The following is a 17,987-nucleotide window of genomic DNA, read 5'->3' on the forward strand; positions in this document are numbered from 1 at the left end:
AAACAGAAACCCCTGATACATACACCTTTGCGTTCCACAACATTGAAATTCTTCGTTTTCACTATTTATCCATTCATCTGATGAAACAAAATTGGAGAAATTATATCCGGAGCAACAACCCTGTTGCCGCGGCATTATTAAGCAAAATGGGGTATACAGAAAAAGAACGGGTGCAGGTCAAACTGGAGTTTCTGCGGATGCTGGCCCGGATGGAACTCGACCCTGCAAAAATGAGGCTGTTACACGGTTTCTTTGATTATTATTTAAAATTGAACGAAAAAGAGGAGGCGGAAGTAATGGAAAACATTAAAATGCTGGATCCGGACGAAGCAGAGCAAGTATTGAAATTGCCGAATTCTTACTTTGACCGCGGGTATAAGAAGGGGAAAGAGGAAGGAAGAGAAGAAGGTGAAGAAAGATTAAGAAGATTTATTGTCAACTTGTTAAAAAATCAAGTGGATGTGAAGGTCATTGCCCAGGCATCTGGCTTGAGTGAAGACGAGATCATGAAAATCAAAAGGCAGATAGAAGGGGAAAAGCCTTGAACCCGAGTTATGACGAAGCAGAGCAAGTATTGAAATTGCCGAATTCCTATTTTGATCGCGGGTATAAGAAAGGATTGGAAGAAGGTGAAGAAAGATTAAGAAAAAGATTTATTTCTAATTTGTTAAAAAAGCAATTAGATTTGAAGCTCATTGCAGAAGTAACCGGCTTGAGTGAAGACGAGATCATGAAAATCAAAAGGCAGATAGAAGGGGAAAAGCCTTGAACCTGAGTTATGACGAAGCAGAGCAAGTATTAAAATTGCCGAACTCCTATTTTGAACGCGGGTATAAAAAAGGATTAGAAGAAGGAGTAGAAAAGGGGAGAAAGGAATTATTACAAACAATTGTGGTTAGGATGCTTAAGAATGGCCTGGACCCACAATTGATAGTTGAGATGACCGGCCTAAGCCAGACAGAAGTGGAGAAAATAAAACAGCGACTGGAGCATTCATAAGATGGAAGTCAGATTTCCCGGTGTGGATGGAAAAGAAGTTGCTCTGGACTTGCCGAATTTTTACTTTGATCGCGGGTATAAGAAGGGAATTGAAATAGGAGTAGAGAAGGGAAGAGAAGAAGAAAGAACACGATTGATTATCAACTTTCTAAAAAATCAAGTGGATGTGAAACTCATTGCACAAGCATCCGGCTTGAGTGAAGATGAGATCATGAAAATCAAAAGGCAGGTAGAAGGGCAGGAGCCGTAAATGCTTTTCACCATCACCGAAAAAACAGGGAGGGGCTTGTACATAAGCCCCTCCCTTTCAGAACTTGTGCCATTCCTCCTCACCCCGCTCACTCATACAACGTTTCAACAGAAAAAGGGGAACGATTCTTTTATTGAAAAGATAGAAATAAGGAAAAATTATTGTATAATAGGTCTAAAGACATAGGTGGGGCGTATCTGATGTTCATTTTTGACTGGCATCGATAGGAGGGAAGGCAGAATGGGTCTGTATTATAAGCTGAAATCAGATAAACACAGCAGCGTATTGGAAAATGCAGAAAAAATGGAGGTTTCCATCTATCTGGATCAACCTGGCATTCCGGAACGATTGAAATTGATTCACCTGACAGAAGAAGATTTAAAAATCATAAAAAGTGCACAACCCCTTGTACAAAAATATATTGACAAAATTGTCAAAGCTTTTTATGATGCGATTTTGCAAGTGCAGGAGCTGAGGGATATCATTGAAAAACACAGTACGGTTGAGCGGCTCCAAAAAACGTTAAGGGTCCATCTTATTGAAATGTTTCAAGGCAACATCAACAAAAATTTTGTCGAAAAACGCTTGCAGATTGCAAGCACGCATTACCGGATCGGCCTTGAACACGGCTGGTATATCGGTTCTTTCCAAAATATTCAAAATGCCTTGAACGATATCCTTTTTCAAGAAATCGGCAGGAAAGAAGAAGTCCGGATCATCTCGGCTGCCATCAGCAAAATATTGAGTTTTGAACAACAAATCGTTCTTGAAGCTTACGAAAATGAGACGATCAGGAGACTGAATGAGCAGTATCAAAACGGGCAGCACGATTTGAAAGAACAAATGGTACAAATCAGTGAAGGTTTGGTTGCGCTGGCAGAGGAAACCCAGGCTTCGGTAGAATCTTTAGGTTTCAATCTGCAAAAAACGGATGAAATGGCTGTTGAGAGCAGCCGGGAAGCAAGCTATGCTGAGTCATCGGCAGCAGAGGGGCAAAAAAAGCTGGGCATCCTGATCCGCGACGTCAAATGATCGCCACCCGTACAAAAGAAATGATGGAAACGATCGAGAATCTGAGCGACTCTTCCCGCCAGATTGAAGATGTGGTGCTGTCTGTGAAAGAGATCGCTGACCAGACCAACCTGCTCGCGTTAAACTCAGCCATCGAGGCAGCACGGGCCGGAGAGTATGGTAGAGGATTTTCGATTGTCTCTCAAGAAATCCGGAAGTTATCAGAGGAGACGAAAAAGCTGGCAGGGCAGATCCAATCGATGTTATCCGCCTCAGGGCAATACAATTTGGATGTTAAAAATTCTTTAATCCAAGTTGACAGCGCCATTCACTCCGGATTGGGCAGCGCGGAAGAGGCAGGGCAATCGTTCCAGCAAATTACCGCCACGGTCAAACAAAGCAAACAAACTGCTTTAACCGTCCAAGGCCATATAGCAGAACTCGTCAATACTGTAAAAGAAATTGAAACAGCCAGCGCCGGGGTCGCGGCCGCGGCTGAAAAACTCCACAATGCAGCGGGAATCTAAAAATTCCCGCTTTTTTAACAGAAACTACCAATAAAATTTATCGCAAAGCAAGATAGGCAATCAAGTTTAAAACAAATGGGGCCATCATAATGCCCAAGGCGATGGCAACGATTATCATAGGTAAATATTGTTTTTTCATAAACCCGTTCATAGATTCCCCTCCCCCACACAAAATGCTCCGGCCATTTAAACCGTTTGCAGCTTTCCCTTTCTTAAAGGTAGCATCCAAAGCCGGCTTATGCAAGCTTACACCCATGTTTTTTCATTTTTTCGAAACCGCTTTGCCGGATGCAGGGAGCGGGACAAGTCAAGGCAAGGAATAGATTTCCGCGTGCGGCGGTTTCTCAAGTTTGGATTTCTTCAGTTTTCCTTTTTCAACCAATTCCCCGATGACCCTCTCTATTTCACGAGGGTCCGTGTCAAATAGATCGGCAAGCTTGACAGTAGACAGTGCAGTATATTTCGGTTCTTTTGTGGATGAGATAATCATGTTTTTGATTCGTTCAAACAATTCCGCTTGTTCCATGGTTTGATCCCCTTTTTAAAAAAATCTACTTTTATTATACGCAAAATGGTAAAGAAACAATCCCAAATCAGTTATAGAAGAAAGTCAATTGGCAATCCTAATAAAAAAGGCATGATTGGGGGACCGATGATGGAAGAAGCAACCTTTTCGATTCGAATAAACGGGCAAGAACTGGCGGCGCGTAAAGGGCAAACGATTTTGGAAGTGGCCAACGCCCACGATATGTACATCCCCGCGATCTGTTACCATCCGAATCTCGGATCGATTCAAACTTGTGATACCTGTTTTGTGAACGTAAACGGGAATCTGGTGCGGGCATGTGCAACCAAGGTAGAGCCGGGAATGGAAGTGGAGTCCGGTTCCAAACCTGTAAAAGATGCCCAATATGAAGCAATGTCACGGATTCTGAAAAACCACGAGCTTTATTGCACCGTGTGTGACAACAATAATGGCAATTGTGTTGTCCATAACACGGCCGAGCATCTTGAAATCGAGCATCAAAAATACCAGTTTGAAGCTAAACCCTACCCGCCGGACCAATCCCATCCTTTTTACCGCTATGAACCGGACCAGTGCATTCTTTGCGGAAGATGTGTTGAGGCCTGCCAGGATTTGCAAGTCAATGAAACATTGACGATTGACTGGGACCGGGAAGTGCCAAGAGTGATCTGGGACAATGATGTTCCCATCGATGAGTCCTCTTGTGTATCTTGCGGCCATTGCGTCACGGTCTGCCCGTGCAATGCGCTTATGGAAAAGTCCATGCTCGGGGAAGCAGGGTATTTAACCGGCATTCCGCAAAAAGTGCTGGAGCCGATGATCGATCTCACTAAAGAAGTCGAACCGGGATATAAAGAGATTTTTGCAATATCCGAAATGGAAGCGGCAATGCGAAAATCGAGAATCAAAAGAACGAAAACCGTTTGCACCTATTGCGGTGTCGGCTGCAGTTTTGAAATTTGGACAAAAGGGCGCCACATTTTAAAAGTCGAGCCGCAGGAACATGCGCCAGTAAACGGCATCTCGACATGTGTCAAAGGAAAGTTCGGGTGGGACTTCGTCAACAGCGAAGAACGTTTAACAAAGCCGTTGATCCGCAAAGGGGAAGAATTTGTTGAAGCAAGCTGGGATGAAGCCCTGAATCTGATCGCAAGCAAATTGCAGGAAATAAAAGAACAGCACGGGCCGGACGCGCTTGGCTTTATTGCTTCATCTAAATGTTCGAATGAAGAAAACTATCTCTTTCAAAAATTCGCCCGCGCGATCATCGGTACAAATAATCTGGATAATTGCTCGCGTTACTGCCAGTCGCCGGCAACGTCAGGGCTTTTGCGGACCGTTGGTATTGGCGGGGACTCCGGCACCATCCGGGATATCCAGCAGGCGGATTTGGTGGTTACGGTGGGGGCGAACCCGGCCGAATCCCATCCTGTCCTTGCGACACGCATTAAACGGGCGCACAAATTGCATGGACAAAAGCTTATGGTCGTCGATTTAAGGGAAAACGAACTGGCCAGCCGCGCCAATTTATTTATTCATTCGAAGCCAAGCACAGATTTGATTTGGCTTAACGCCGTGACAAAATACATTCTCGATCAGGGCTGGGAAGACAAAGCATTTCTTGAAGCCAGGGTCAAAGGGCTAGACAAGTTCAGAGCTTCACTGGAAAAATACACGCTGGCGTTTGCCGAGGAGAAAACCGGCATTTCGAAAGAGAACTTAATCAAAATGGCAACGATGATCCATGAAGCCAAATCCGTATGCATTCTTTGGGCGATGGGCATCACCCAGCACACATGCGGGACGGATGCAAGCACGGCCATTTCCAACTTGTTATTGGTTACCGGTAATTACGGCCGCCCTGGGACGGGGGCATATCCGCTCAGAGGGCACAACAATGTGCAAGGCGCCTGTGATTTTGGAACGATGCCCGCTTGGTTCCCGGGCTACGAACCAGTAGAAGATAATGAAGTGAGGGAACGGTACGAAAAGGCTTGGGGGGTCAAACTTCCGGAAAACCCGGGGCTTGACAATCATCAAATGATCGGCGGGATAAAAAGCGGCAAGCTCCGGGGCCTCTACCTGTTCGGTGAAGAAATGGCGATCGTTGATTCCAATATTAATTTTGTGGAAGAACATCTGGAAAAGCTCGACTTTTTTGTTGTACAGGATGTGTTTTTCAGCAAAACGGCCCAATTTGCCGATGTGATCCTGCCGGCTGCGCCGAGCCTTGAGAAAGAAGGGACGTTTACAAATACGGAACGGCGCATCCAGCGCTTTTACCAGGTATTTGAACCGATGGGTGAATCGAAGCCGGATTGGGTCATCTTTCAGGAGCTCGCGAACAAAATGGGAGCCCAGTGGCATTACCAGCACCCCGGCGAAATCATGGCAGAAGCGGCAAGCCTAGCAAAGTACTTTGCAGGCATCAGCTACGAGAGACTGGAAGGGTTTAACAGCCAAATATGGCCGGTTAAAAAAGACGGTACGAGCACACCGCTTCTATATCAAGACCGTTTTGCCTTTCCGGACGGTAAAGCCCGACTGGTACCGGTTGACTGGGAACCGCCTTTTTCAGCCGGGGAGGGATTTGATTACCATCTTAACAACGGCCGCTTGCTGGAACAGTTCCATGAAGGGAATTTGACGGACCGTTCTCCGGGCATCCATCACAAAGTGCCGGAGCCGTGGCTTGAGATTTCACCGGAGGCAGCAAGTGAACGGGGGATAAAAGACGGGGCGCTTGTACGGCTGACATCGCCTTACGGAAAGGTGAAAGTACGGGCCGTTGTGACCGGGCGGGTACAAGGAAAAGAATTGTACTTAACGATGAACGCCCGGAAAGAGGATGAAATGGTGAACCGGCTGACGAGCAGCTATCATGACAGGGTGACCCATACCCCGAACTATAAAGAAATGGGCGTAAAAATGGAGATTTTAGAGGAAAAAGGAAAACCGCCGCTGCCAAAGGTGAACCACCGTTATGGCAATCGGATTCCGCAAATCAGTGTAAGAGTGGAAGAAAAATGGAAGCGGGATGACTTTATCCCGATCACGGCATTATTTTCACCGGGAGGGAAAGCATATGGCGAAGGCGATCAGGCAAATTAAACAAGTGGATCCGGCCCCGGAAGAATGGCAGGCAGCCTCTCTGTCGGCGGTTGTAAAGGCAGCCGCCGAAAACGGGGAATCACTGATTAAACTGTTAGAGATCATCAAACAGCTGGATGGCATGGGCGTGCTTAATGCGATGGAAGGTTTGCTCCAAAACCGCGTTGACGTTGCCGAAATTGCCTTAGGGCAACTAAACCAGCCCACCATGTACCATGTCGTCAAAAACGGGATGAACGTATTTAAATTTTTAGGCGCCATCGATCCGGAACAACTGCAAACGATCTTGTCAGGCATCACGAGCGGGTTTGAAAAAGCAGCCCAATCCGGGGGCCAGGAGAGTCTGTGGAAGCTCGGAAAAAGCATGCGCTCCCCGGAAGTGAAACGGTCGCTTGCCATGATGACAGGCATTTTGGCGGGGATGGGGGAAGCCATGGAGCAAAACCATTCGCTTCCTGAAGGAGGAACGGACATTGGCTAAAGGGATGTTGAAAGTAAGTGATATGGTGAATGAAGAAGATGCCGCCAAAGTCCGCCGCGCCCTGAATGAAGTCTGGGGCGTCCGCGATATTGAAATCAGTTTGGCAAGAAAAGAAGCGACTTTTACCTATAATGACCAATCGGCATCCTGCCACGATATGATGCAAGCCGTGACGGAGCAGGGTTACCGTGCTGAAATGATGGAACCATAAAAGGAGGAAGGCACTTGAAAGTATGCGAAATCTGCGGTTCCCAAACACCGGAAGAAAACGAAGCGGAATCAAGAAGAGTGCTTTATGTCTGTGAAAACTGCCGGACCGACCGGAAATTCGATTTTGAAGAAGAAAATTAAGCAAATGGCGTTGCGGCACCGCAACGCCATTTATGTGCGCAAATTTTCCGGCAAAAAAAATGGCGTCTGCGTTTGCCGGCTGCCCATATCCCCGGAAGCATGGGACTTCTTGCCATTGCATATACTAAAACACAAAAATGTTGTAAAATAAAAGACAATAGCAAGAGAAGCCTTTTATCATTGCCAAGGGGGGAATGTTATGGATCTTCAAGTCGGATTGTGGCAAAAGCAGTCAATGAAACTGGCAATGACCCAGGAATTAAAACAAGCAATCGAGGTTCTTCAGTTCTCATCCCAGGAGCTCGCATCTTTTTTGGAAGAAAAAGCTGCGGAAAATCCTCTCATCGAACTGTCCAGCGCCAATATTAAACTGGTCGATTCCCGTTTTTCCGGGCTGAGCCGTGTAAAGGGGCAGAAAAAAAGCCAGGACAAAAACTGGATTGAACAAATTCCTGCACAGACGGAAACACTTCCAGACTTTTTGATCAGCCAATTGGATATGAAAGCGTTATCAAACAAGATTTTGAAAGCGGTCCAACTTTATGCGCGCCATCTGGATGCAAACGGCTACCTTGCCATCTCGGTTCAGGAAGCGGCAAAAATGGCTGCCATTTCCGAAGAAGACGCCGAAAAAGCACTTGGCATTCTCCAGTCGCTGGATCCGGCCGGAATCGGCGCAAGATCGCTTCAGGAATGTCTACTGATCCAGATAAAAAGGGATCCGGATGCGCCCGGGCATGCGGAAGAATTGATCAGCCGCCATTTTCTCGATTTTGCCGAAAAAAAATGGAGAGGCATTGCGAAAAAACTTGATATATCCCTGCAGGAAATCCAGCGGGTATCTGATTATGTGCAGACGTTAAACCCGCGTCCTGGATCCGGTTTTATGGCAGATCGGCCGCAATACATCGTTCCCGATCTTTTGGTCAAAAATCATGCGGGAAAGCTCGAATTGTATCTTGTAGAAAACCAGGTTCCAAAACTCCGTTTGAATGAAAGTTATGCAAGCATGAACCCGGCCGGAGATGCCGGCGTCACCCGTTATTTAAAAGAAAAAACGCAGGAATATTACTGGATCCGAAAAAGCATCGAAAGCCGGAAAGAAACGCTGCTAAAAGTCGGCGCAGCACTGCTTGAAAAACAGCGGGATTTCTTTTTATATGGAAAAGGGCATTTGAAGCCGCTTACGATGAAAGAAATTTCGGATGACATCGGGATGCACGAGTCGACGGTGAGCCGTGCAGTGAGAGAAAAGTATATGGAAACGCCATTCGGGACTTTCCCATTAAAAACATTTTTCACGACCGCCTTGCCGGTTCGTTCTGCCGGCGGGGAAGAAGCAGCATCAAGCGCCGAGGTCAAAAATGAAATTTCAGCACTTATAAGCGGGGAAGACAAGCGGAAGCCGCTTTCCGACCAGGCGATTGTGACCGTATTAAATGAAAAAGGGTTTGAAATCTCGCGCCGGACAGTGGCGAAATACCGCGAACAGCTCGGCATTCCGTCATCTTCCAAAAGAAAAAGGTACGAATAAGCCGGGAATATTTTTTCAAAACGGAAGTTTCGCGTTTCATCCGCCGGCAAAAAAGGACGAATCGGACGGGAACGGGCAAATTTCGCACACACTTTGAAATAAATAAATAACGGATCAGGCATTTGGGTATATCGGGTCGGGAGCACAGCCCATGTGCCTGCCACGAATGGCCGGAAAGGGGGAGGATTTTAAAATGGAACTGGTGCTATATACAAGAAAACAATGCCCGCTTTGTGCGGAAGCAAAAGAACAGCTGCAACTCCTGCAAAAGGAAATCCCGTTCCGGCTGATTGAAAAAGACATCGAAGCGTGCGATGCATGGACGGAAAAATACGGCCTTATGATCCCGGTTATCGAGTACAAAGGGGAACTGCTCGGATATGGGCGGATTCACCTTTTTGCCATAAAGGAGCGCTTACATGAAATTCATGAGCAATAATAGTTGAAATGCAAAATTTATCCTGCTAGAATGAAACATGTAGCGAGGGTAATTTTTTTTGAAGCAGGTGGGACAAAAAATGTCTCTGTGGGACTCAACACGACCTACATAATTATTTAAGGGAGTACATTATCTATGCGATCGTTGATAGAGGTTCAAAAAAAATTATACCCCGATATCCTCGCTGTCATGCAAAAACGATACCGGATTCTCCGTTCCATTTCTTTTGCGGAACCGGTGGGAAGAAGAACATTGGCACAAATGCTTGGCATGTCAGAACGCATTCTTCGGAGCGAAACGGATTTTTTGAAAAACCAAAAGCTCATTGACGTAAAACCCTCGGGCATGTCGGTGACAAATGATGGTGCTGCCTTGTTACAAAATATGGAAAGCATGATGAGAGAAATATCGGGTATAAATGAAACGGAAGAAAAGCTGAAACAAGCTTTGGGCCTCGAAGACGTGGTCGTGGTTCAAGGGGACAGCGACAAAGAACCGTGGGTGAAAAACGAGCTTGGAAGGGCTTGTGCTGTAAGAATGAAAGCCGCCTTAACGGGAAACAATATAATCGCTGTAACCGGAGGATCGACGATGGCCGCAGTCGCAGATGTGTTAACTCCCGACATCAGTGCCAAGAGGCAGCTGCTGTTCGTGCCGGCCAGAGGCGGAATTGGTGAAGATGTCGCAAATCAGGCCAACACGATCTGCGCAAAAATGGCGGAAAGGACCGGCGGAAAACACAGGGTATTATATGTGCCTGACCAGGTCAGCCCGGAAGTGTACAAATCGGTCGTAAACGAGCCGTCCATTAAAGAAGTCCTTACCCTTATTAAACAAGCGGATATTGTGCTGCACGGCATTGGCGAAGCCATGACAATGGCAGAACGCCGCAAGACCGGAAAAGAAGAGATGGAGAAAATCATCCGTGGGCATGCAGTCGGAGAAGCGTTCGGGTACTATTTTAACGAACAGGGTGAAATTGTTCACAAGGTCCGGACGATCGGCCTGCAACTCGAGGATTTGCACCGGATCCGCCATGTTTTTGCGGTTGCCGGCGGGGCATCCAAGGCAAAGGCCATTAAAGCCTACATGAACACGAAACCGGAATCCACTGTTCTGATTACGGACGAAGGGGCAGCAAAACAAATTCTCGCTTGGCGCTAACCTGTTTTTAAAAGGGATAACCCTTTTGAAATATAAAATCTTTACGACTCAAGGAGGAAATACAAATGGCAGTTAAAGTTGGTATTAACGGATTTGGACGTATCGGACGTAACGTATTCCGTGCTGCTTTAGGCAATCCTAATGTTGAAATCGTTGCAATCAATGACCTGACAGACGCAAAAATGCTTGCACACTTGTTAAAATATGACTCTGTTCATGGCAACCTGGAAGAAGAAGTCACTGTAGACGGTGATTCCATCGTTGTAGACGGCCATAAAGTAAAAGTTTTGGCTGAACGCGAACCTGCAAATCTCGGATGGGGCGACCTCGGTGTTGACGTTGTTGTTGAATCAACAGGCCGTTTCACAAACCGTGAAGGGGCTGCAAAACACCTTGAAGCAGGCGCAAAGAAAGTCGTCATTTCCGCTCCTGCGAAAAACGAAGATATTACGATCGTAATGGGTGTTAACGAAGACAAATACGATCCTAAAAACCATAACGTCATTTCGAACGCATCCTGCACAACAAACTGCCTGGCGCCGTTTGCAAAAGTGCTGCAAGAAAAATTCGAAATCAAACGTGGTATGATGACAACTGTTCACTCTTACACAAACGACCAGCAAATTCTTGACTTGCCGCACAAAGACTACCGCCGTGCACGTGCAGCTGCACAAAGCATCATCCCGACTACAACCGGTGCTGCTAAAGCAGTTGCACTTGTATTGCCTGAACTGAAAGGCAAATTGAACGGTATGGCCATGCGCGTTCCGACTCCAAACGTTTCTGTTGTTGACCTTGTTGCTGAACTTGGCAAAAACGTAACGGTTGAAGAAGTAAACGCAGCATTTAAAGAAGCGGCTGAAGGCGAATTGAAAGGCATTCTCGCATACAGCGAAGAACCGCTTGTATCCCGTGACTACAACCATACAACTGTTTCTTCGACCATTGATGCATTATCCACAATGGTTATCGAAGGCAACATGGTAAAAGTCATTTCTTGGTATGACAACGAATTCGGTTATTCCAACCGCGTTGTTGACCTTGTTGAATACATCGCTTCTAAAGGCCTTTAATTTGAACGATAAAACGTTGCAGGGGGGTGGGGAAGAATCCCCTCTCCCTTTTTTCAATGCCTGTAAAACAAAAGGAGGTTCGTTTTGCCATGAACAAAAAATCGATTAAAGATGTTGAATTGCAAGGCAAACGCGTTTTCTGCCGTGTCGACTTCAATGTTCCGTTAAAAGACGGCAATGTAACGGATGATACAAGAATCCGTGCTGCCCTTCCAACGATCAAATATTTGGTGGAAAACGGTGCGAAAGTCATTCTTGCCAGCCACCTCGGCCGTCCTAAGGGCCAGGTTGTGGAAGAGTTGCGCCTCACACCGGTTGCAAAACGCCTGAGCGAACTGCTTGGAAAAGACGTCAAAAAAGCAAATGAAGCTTATGGCGAATCGGTTAAGGCGGAAATCAGCAAAATGAATAATGGTGACGTATTGTTGCTTGAAAACGTCCGTTTCTATCCGGGTGAAGAAAAAAATGACCCGGAATTGGCAAAGGAATTTGCATCTTTAGCTGAACTGTATGTAAACGACGCATTCGGCGCTGCCCACCGTGCCCATGCATCAACAGAAGGGATTGCCCATCACCTGCCTGCAGTATCCGGCTTTTTAATGCAAAAAGAACTGGATGTGCTCGGCAAAGCATTGTCCAATCCGGAACGCCCTTTTACTGCCATTATCGGCGGCGCAAAAGTAAAAGACAAAATCGGCGTCATCGACAATTTGCTGGATAAAGTCGACAACCTGATCATCGGCGGCGGCCTTGCTTATACGTTCGTCAAAGCACAAGGCCATGAAATCGGCAAATCGCTGCTTGAAGAAGACAAAATTGACCTTGCAAAATCTTTTATGGCAAAGGCGAAAGAAAAAGGCGTCAACTTCTATATGCCGGTTGATGCGATCGTAGCAGACGAATTCTCCGAAACTGCCAACAAAAAAGAGGTAGCGATTGAAGAAATCCCGGCTGACTGGCAGGCACTTGATATTGGCCCGAAAACGGTTGAACTGTATGCCAAAGTCATCAAAGAATCGAAACTTGTCATTTGGAACGGACCGATGGGCGTATTCGAAATGGACGCCTATGCAAACGGGACAAAAGGCGTTGCAGAAGCGCTCGCGGATGCAACCGGCACTTACAGCATCATCGGCGGCGGCGACTCTGCGGCAGCTGTTGAAAAATTCCATCTGGCAGAGAAAATGGACCATATTTCAACAGGCGGCGGCGCATCGCTTGAATTCATGGAAGGGAAAACACTTCCTGGCGTCGCAGCTTTAAATGACAAATAATTTTATCAGGAAAGGGAGTGTCCTTATTGCGTAAACCGATCATTGCGGGGAACTGGAAAATGAATAAAACCTTGCCGGAAGCGCTGGCTTTTACCGAAGAGGTAAAACATTCGGTACCTGGCGAATCTGTTGTCGACAGCGTCATATGTGCGCCTGCGCTCTTTTTGGAACGCCTGGTGGAAGCAACGAAAGGCACCCGCGTAAAAATTGGCGCCCAAAACATGCACTTTGAAGAAAGCGGTGCTTTTACAGGCGAGATCAGCCCGGTTGCACTCGCTGATTTGCATGTTGAATATGTCATCCTGGGACACTCTGAACGCCGTGAAATGTTTAATGAAACGGATGAAGCAGTTAATAAAAAAGTGAAAGCTGCTTTTGCCCATCATTTAACACCAATCGTATGCGTGGGAGAAACACTGGCACAACGGGAAAACAATGAAACAAAACAAATCGTCGGATCGCAAGTAAAAGCTGCTTTTGCCGGGCTTTCTGACGACGAGGCAAAACAGGTTGTCGTTGCCTATGAACCCATCTGGGCAATCGGAACAGGCAAATCTTCGACTGCCGAAGATGCCAACGAAGTTTGTGCCTATATCCGCAGTGTGATCGCGGACCAATTCAGCCGGGATGTTGCTGACAGCGTTCGAATTCAATACGGCGGCAGTGTAAAACCCGGCAACATTAAAGAATTCATGGAACAACCGGATATTGACGGTGCATTAGTGGGCGGTGCAAGCCTTGACCCACAATCTTATTTGCAATTATTGGAGGCGGTAAGCCATGAGTAAAGCACCTGTGGCATTAATCATCTTAGACGGCTTCGGCTGCCGGAAAGAAACATACGGCAATGCTGTAGCCCAAGCAAAAAAACCAAATTTTGACCGCTACTGGAAGGAATTCCCGCACAATCAACTCGGCGCAAGCGGCGAATCCGTCGGCCTTCCTGACGGCCAGATGGGGAACTCGGAAGTCGGCCATACAAACATCGGTGCAGGGCGTATCGTTTACCAAAATTTGACGCGCGTAGACATGTCGATCCGCGAAGGCGAGTTTGAAAAGAACGAAACCTTCCTCGGCGCGGTTGAAAACGTGAAAAAACACGGGACAAGCCTCCACTTATTCGGCTTGTTGTCGGACGGCGGCGTGCACAGCCATATCCGCCATATGTTCGCGCTGCTGAAATTCGCAGCCGATCAAGGTGTGAAAAAAGTGTACGTCCATGCTTTCCTTGACGGACGTGATGTAGGCCCGAAAACAGCGGAAAAATACATCAAAGCAACAGAAGAAAAATTTAAAGAATACGGTGTCGGCGAATTTGCAACGATTACCGGCCGTTACTATTCCATGGACCGTGACAAACGCTGGGACCGTGTGGAAAAAGCGTACCGCGCCATGGCATACGGCGAAGGTCCGAAATATCCGGACCCAATGGCGGTCATTGAAGATTCCTATAAAAATGGCATCTTTGATGAATTCGTTATTCCTTCTGTGATTACAAAAGAAGACGGATCACCGGTTGCAACGGTTCAGGATCATGACTCGGTCATTTTCTACAACTTCCGTCCGGACCGTGCCATCCAAATTTCAAATGCTTTTACGAACGAAGATTACCGTGCATTTGACCGCGGCCCGAATCACCCGAAAGATTTGTACTTCGTCTGCATGACACATTTTTCGGAAACGGTCAAAGGCTATGTTGCCTTCAAACCGGTCGGTCTTGACAATACAATCGGCGAAGTATTGTCACAGCACGGGTTAAAACAGCTGCGGATTGCAGAAACTGAAAAATATCCGCATGTAACGTTCTTTATGAACGGCGGGCGTGAAGAACCATTTCCAGGGGAAGAAAGAATTTTAATTCACTCCCCTAAAGTGGCAACATATGACTTGCAACCGGAAATGAGCGCCTATGAAGTAACGGATGCTTTGCTGGAGCAAATTCGGAATGACAAACAAGATGCTATCATTTTGAACTTTGCAAACCCGGATATGGTCGGCCACTCCGGCATGCTGGAACCAACCATTAAAGCGATCGAAGCAGTCGATGAATGCCTCGGCAAAATCGTGGACCTGATCCTTGAAAAAGGCGGCTATGCCATTATCACGGCTGACCACGGCAACTCGGATGAAGTGCTGACACCGGAAGGCAAACCGATGACAGCCCATACGACAAATCCGGTTCCGGTCATCATCACGAAAAAAGGCGTTGAAGTGCGTGACGGCGGCATCCTTGCCGACCTGGCACCAACCATGCTTGATCTGCTGAACATTGAAAAGCCGAAAGAAATGACAGGCACAAGCCTGATTAAAAAATGACCCTGTATGGGAAAGCCTGATAAAAGGAAAATCGGGCCAAATGCGTTGAAAGTGATGCCCTGAAAACGGGAGCACCATGCCTGAAAGGTGCTGCGGGCATGGAAAGGGATGACACCCGGGGGCATGCCGGGAAAATTTCCCGCAGACGTGCCCTTAGCGCCATGCCTGGAAAGTGCCGGGCAAAGTGATGAAAACCCCATTTATGCATTGAAAAAGGAGAGATAAGAAGATGTCTTTAATATCTGATGTTTATGCACGCGAAGTATTGGACTCGCGCGGCAACCCAACTGTTGAAGTAGAAGTTTACACAGAAGACGGCGGTTTTGGCCGTGCATTGGTGCCAAGCGGTGCCTCTACAGGTGAATACGAAGCCGTTGAACTCCGTGACAACGACAAAAGCCGTTTCCTCGGTAAAGGTGTCGAAACAGCTGTTAAAAATGTGAACGACACGATCGCTGAAGCGATTATCGGCCGTTACGATGTATTTGACCAAGTCGGCGTTGATAAAGCAATGATCGAACTTGACGGCACACCGAACAAAGGCAAACTTGGCGCAAATGCCATCCTTGGCGTTTCCCTTGCTGTTGCCCGTGCTGCAGCAAACGAATTGGATTTGCCTTTGTACAAATACCTTGGCGGATTCAACGCAAAACAACTGCCGGTTCCGATGATGAACATCTTAAACGGCGGTGCGCATGCTGACAACAACGTGGACATTCAGGAATTCATGATCATGCCTGCCGGCGCTCCGACTTTCAAAGAAGCGTTGCGCATGGGTGCTGAAATTTTCCACAACCTGCGTTCTGTTTTAAAAGCGAAAGGTTATAATACTGCTGTCGGTGACGAAGGCGGTTTTGCACCAAACTTGAAATCGAATGAAGAAGCCCTTTCTACCATTATTGAAGCCATCGAAAAAGCCGGCTACAAACCAGGCGAACAAGTTTTGCTTGCAATGGACGTTGCATCTTCCGAACTTTACAGTGACGAAGACCATAAATACCATTTAGCCGGCGAAGGCAAAGTCCTGACTGCGGAAGAAATGGTGAATTGGTATGAAGAATTAATTTCGAAGTACCCAATCATTTCGATTGAAGACGGTTTGGATGAAAATGACTGGGAAGGCTTCAAAATGTTAACAGAACGCCTTGGCAAGAAAGTCCAATTGGTGGGCGACGACCTGTTCGTAACCAATACTGAAAAACTTGCCCGCGGTATTGAAGAAGGCATCAGCAACTCCATTCTGATCAAAGTAAACCAAATCGGTACTTTGACGGAAACTTTCAATGCAATTGAAATGGCAAAACGTGCAGGCTATACTGCAATTGTTTCCCACCGTTCTGGCGAAACAGAAGACAGCACCATTGCAGATATTGCCGTTGCAACAAACGCCGGCCAAATCAAAACAGGTGCGCCATCCCGTACCGACCGCGTAGCAAAATACAACCAATTGCTCCGCATCGAAGACGAACTGGCTGAAACAGCCGAGTTCCTTGGCAAAAAAACTTTCTACAACTTGAAAAAATAATGCCATTCTGCTGCAGACTGCCCGGTTTTCACCGGGCAGTTTTTTGGTTGTACGGGAAAAATGAGGCTATCCGTTTTGCGTCTGGCTGACAAAAACGCGGAACGGGGTGAGGGACATGAAGGACAAAACAGGGATCGGTAACCAGAGAAATGTTCTTCACGGGCTTATGAAAGACAAAACGAGGAGCCGAGGTGAAAGAAATGTCCTTCATAGGGTTCATGAAAGACAAAACGGGGAGTCGGGACGAAAGAAATGTCCTTCATAGGGTTCATGAAAGACAAAACGGGGAGTCGGGGCGAAAGAAATGTCCTTCATAGGGTTCATGAAAGACAAAACGGGGAGTCGGGACGAAGAAAATGTCCTTCACTGGGCCTATGAAAGACAAAACGAGGCGCCTGGATGAAGAAAATGTCCTTCATCGAGCTTATGAAGGACAAAACGAGGCTCTGGAACGAAGAAAATGTCCTTCATAGGGTTCATGAAAGACAAAACGGGGAGTCGAGACGAAAGAAATGTCCTTCATCGGTTCCATGAAAGACAAAACACGGGCTGAGAAACAAGGAAATGTCCTTCAACAAGGTCATGAAGAACAAAACAGGGATCGATAACCAGAGAAGTGTCCTTCATCGAGCTTATGAAAGACAAAATGAGGCACCAGGGCGAAAGAAATGTCCTTCATCGGTTCCATGAAAGACAAAACGAGGCGCCGGGACGAAGGAAATGTCCTTCATAAGGTTCATGAAAGACAAAAAGAGGCGCCGGGTTGAAAGAAATGTCCTTCATAGGGTTCATGAAAGACAAAACACGGGCTGAGAAACAAGGAAATGTCCTTCAATAAGGTTATGAAGGACAAAACAGGGACCGGTAACCAGAGAAATGTTCTTCACGGGGCTTATGAAAGACAACGAAGTACCTGGATGAAAGAGATATTTTTCATTAGCCCCGTGTAAGACAAAACAGGTACCCGGAAACCAAAAAACATCCTTCATCATCGAGCCCATAAAGACAAAACGGGGGCCGGACCAATAAGATACTGTTCATTTTCGGACAATTATTCCGTATGTGTAAAATTTTACTCGAAGGGGCAGATGAGTGGAAAAAAATGGGAAGACGCTCTATCATCTAATTGTACACTTCAAGATGAACATCTAGAGAGAGAGGTCTTCCCATGGATATTATATCAATAATTGCTGGATTATTAAAGGATACAAAGAGTCTTATCGAATTTGAAGAACAGCTTAAACTTCTGATGCAGAAGGCTTTTACACAATGGGTTGGGGAAATATTTGAAGAGTTAGATAAAATAATTAAACAGGAGAAGTTAGAGGAGGGCTGGGTGTACTGCCGGAGTGATAACAGAAACATTCAGTTTCTATTTGGAAGTGTGACCTTTATACGCTCATTAA

General features: G+C 46.5%; 19 protein-coding genes and 1 pseudogene. 19 read left to right on the forward strand and 1 reads right to left on the reverse strand.

Translation table 11 applies throughout. The features are described from left to right. From P9687_RS14725 to P9687_RS14750, 6 genes and pseudogenes are all read left to right on the forward strand, one after another. Positions 1-545: pseudogene (locus P9687_RS14725) on the forward strand (DUF4351 domain-containing protein); the annotation flags it as partial. Then, positions 542-769 carry a hypothetical protein gene (locus tag P9687_RS14730; protein ID WP_014097458.1) on the forward strand — a complete coding sequence of 76 codons (228 nt, stop codon included), beginning with the start codon at positions 542-544 and terminating at the stop codon, positions 767-769. The pseudogene P9687_RS14725 and the gene P9687_RS14730, both read left to right, overlap by 4 nt. Further along, positions 766-999, forward strand: a complete 234-nt coding sequence (locus P9687_RS14735; protein WP_026684785.1) for a hypothetical protein — start codon at positions 766-768, stop codon at positions 997-999. Before P9687_RS14730 ends, P9687_RS14735 begins: the two co-directional genes overlap by 4 nt. 1 nt (position 1,000) lies before the next feature. Next, positions 1,001-1,249 (forward strand): hypothetical protein, encoded by a 249-nt coding sequence (locus P9687_RS14740; protein ID WP_026684784.1) that lies wholly within the window; start codon positions 1,001-1,003, stop codon positions 1,247-1,249. A 240-nt stretch (positions 1,250-1,489) separates the two neighbouring features. After that, positions 1,490-2,281: a protoglobin domain-containing protein gene (locus P9687_RS14745; RefSeq protein WP_272501158.1), complete on the forward strand. Its 792-nt coding sequence runs from the start codon at positions 1,490-1,492 to the stop codon at positions 2,279-2,281. Then, positions 2,278-2,787, forward strand: a complete 510-nt coding sequence (locus tag P9687_RS14750) for a methyl-accepting chemotaxis protein (protein WP_272501157.1) — start codon at positions 2,278-2,280, stop codon at positions 2,785-2,787. The genes P9687_RS14745 and P9687_RS14750 overlap by 4 nt, the downstream gene beginning before the upstream one ends. A gap of 307 nt (positions 2,788-3,094) precedes the next feature. Here P9687_RS14750 and P9687_RS14755 read toward each other — a convergent pair whose 3' ends face one another. Then, the gene (locus tag P9687_RS14755) at positions 3,095-3,313 is read right to left on the reverse strand and encodes a PCI domain-containing protein (RefSeq protein WP_026684782.1); all 219 of its coding nucleotides are present in this window, start codon (positions 3,311-3,313) and stop codon (positions 3,095-3,097) included. A 129-nt stretch (positions 3,314-3,442) separates the two neighbouring features. On the opposite strand from P9687_RS14755, the gene fdhF reads away from it, so the two are divergent. The 13 genes from fdhF to P9687_RS14820 form a co-directional block, all read left to right on the forward strand. Beyond that, positions 3,443-6,424, forward strand: a complete 2,982-nt coding sequence (gene fdhF / locus P9687_RS14760) for a formate dehydrogenase subunit alpha (protein WP_168985500.1) — start codon at positions 3,443-3,445, stop codon at positions 6,422-6,424. After that, positions 6,399-6,905 carry a DUF1641 domain-containing protein gene (locus tag P9687_RS14765; RefSeq protein WP_035184079.1) on the forward strand — a complete coding sequence of 169 codons (507 nt, stop codon included), beginning with the start codon at positions 6,399-6,401 and terminating at the stop codon, positions 6,903-6,905. Before fdhF ends, P9687_RS14765 begins: the two co-directional genes overlap by 26 nt. Continuing rightward, positions 6,898-7,116: a heavy-metal-associated domain-containing protein gene (locus P9687_RS14770; RefSeq protein ID WP_014097467.1), complete on the forward strand. Its 219-nt coding sequence runs from the start codon at positions 6,898-6,900 to the stop codon at positions 7,114-7,116. The genes P9687_RS14765 and P9687_RS14770 overlap by 8 nt, the downstream gene beginning before the upstream one ends. A 14-nt stretch (positions 7,117-7,130) precedes the next feature. Next, on the forward strand, positions 7,131-7,256 hold the full coding sequence (locus tag P9687_RS14775; RefSeq protein ID WP_014097468.1) for a hypothetical protein: 126 nt from the start codon (positions 7,131-7,133) through the stop codon (positions 7,254-7,256). A 199-nt stretch (positions 7,257-7,455) separates the two neighbouring features. Then, positions 7,456-8,790: an RNA polymerase factor sigma-54 gene (rpoN, locus tag P9687_RS14780; protein ID WP_017551322.1), complete on the forward strand. Its 1,335-nt coding sequence runs from the start codon at positions 7,456-7,458 to the stop codon at positions 8,788-8,790. A 193-nt stretch (positions 8,791-8,983) separates the two neighbouring features. Next, entirely contained in the window at positions 8,984-9,229 is a 246-nt protein-coding gene (locus tag P9687_RS14785; RefSeq protein WP_014097470.1) for a glutaredoxin family protein, read from the forward strand. A gap of 135 nt (positions 9,230-9,364) precedes the next feature. Continuing rightward, positions 9,365-10,393, forward strand: a complete 1,029-nt coding sequence (locus P9687_RS14790; RefSeq protein WP_026684781.1) for a sugar-binding transcriptional regulator — start codon at positions 9,365-9,367, stop codon at positions 10,391-10,393. 65 nt (positions 10,394-10,458) lie between these two features. Further along, a complete protein-coding gene (gene gap / locus P9687_RS14795) occupies positions 10,459-11,466 on the forward strand; it encodes a type I glyceraldehyde-3-phosphate dehydrogenase (RefSeq protein ID WP_014097472.1) in 1,008 nt (335 codons plus the stop codon). 89 nt (positions 11,467-11,555) lie between these two features. Next, positions 11,556-12,740, forward strand: coding sequence for a phosphoglycerate kinase (locus tag P9687_RS14800; protein ID WP_014097473.1), 1,185 nt, complete (start codon positions 11,556-11,558; stop codon positions 12,738-12,740). 26 nt (positions 12,741-12,766) lie between these two features. Then, entirely contained in the window at positions 12,767-13,528 is a 762-nt protein-coding gene (tpiA, locus tag P9687_RS14805; RefSeq protein WP_026684780.1) for a triose-phosphate isomerase, read from the forward strand. Next, on the forward strand, positions 13,521-15,056 hold the full coding sequence (gene gpmI, locus P9687_RS14810) for a 2,3-bisphosphoglycerate-independent phosphoglycerate mutase (protein ID WP_168985499.1): 1,536 nt from the start codon (positions 13,521-13,523) through the stop codon (positions 15,054-15,056). Before tpiA ends, gpmI begins: the two co-directional genes overlap by 8 nt. A 229-nt stretch (positions 15,057-15,285) precedes the next feature. Beyond that, on the forward strand, positions 15,286-16,581 hold the full coding sequence (gene eno / locus P9687_RS14815) for a phosphopyruvate hydratase (protein WP_035190575.1): 1,296 nt from the start codon (positions 15,286-15,288) through the stop codon (positions 16,579-16,581). A 1,168-nt stretch (positions 16,582-17,749) separates the two neighbouring features. After that, positions 17,750-17,987, forward strand: a 238-nt coding sequence (locus tag P9687_RS14820; protein ID WP_328228913.1) for a UPF0236 family transposase-like protein, incomplete at its 3' end; no start/stop codon positions are given.

This window comes from Weizmannia sp. CD-2023, from assembly GCF_036225245.1.
GTDB classification, from domain to species: Bacteria; Bacillota; Bacilli; order Bacillales; family Bacillaceae_C; genus Weizmannia; species Weizmannia faecalis.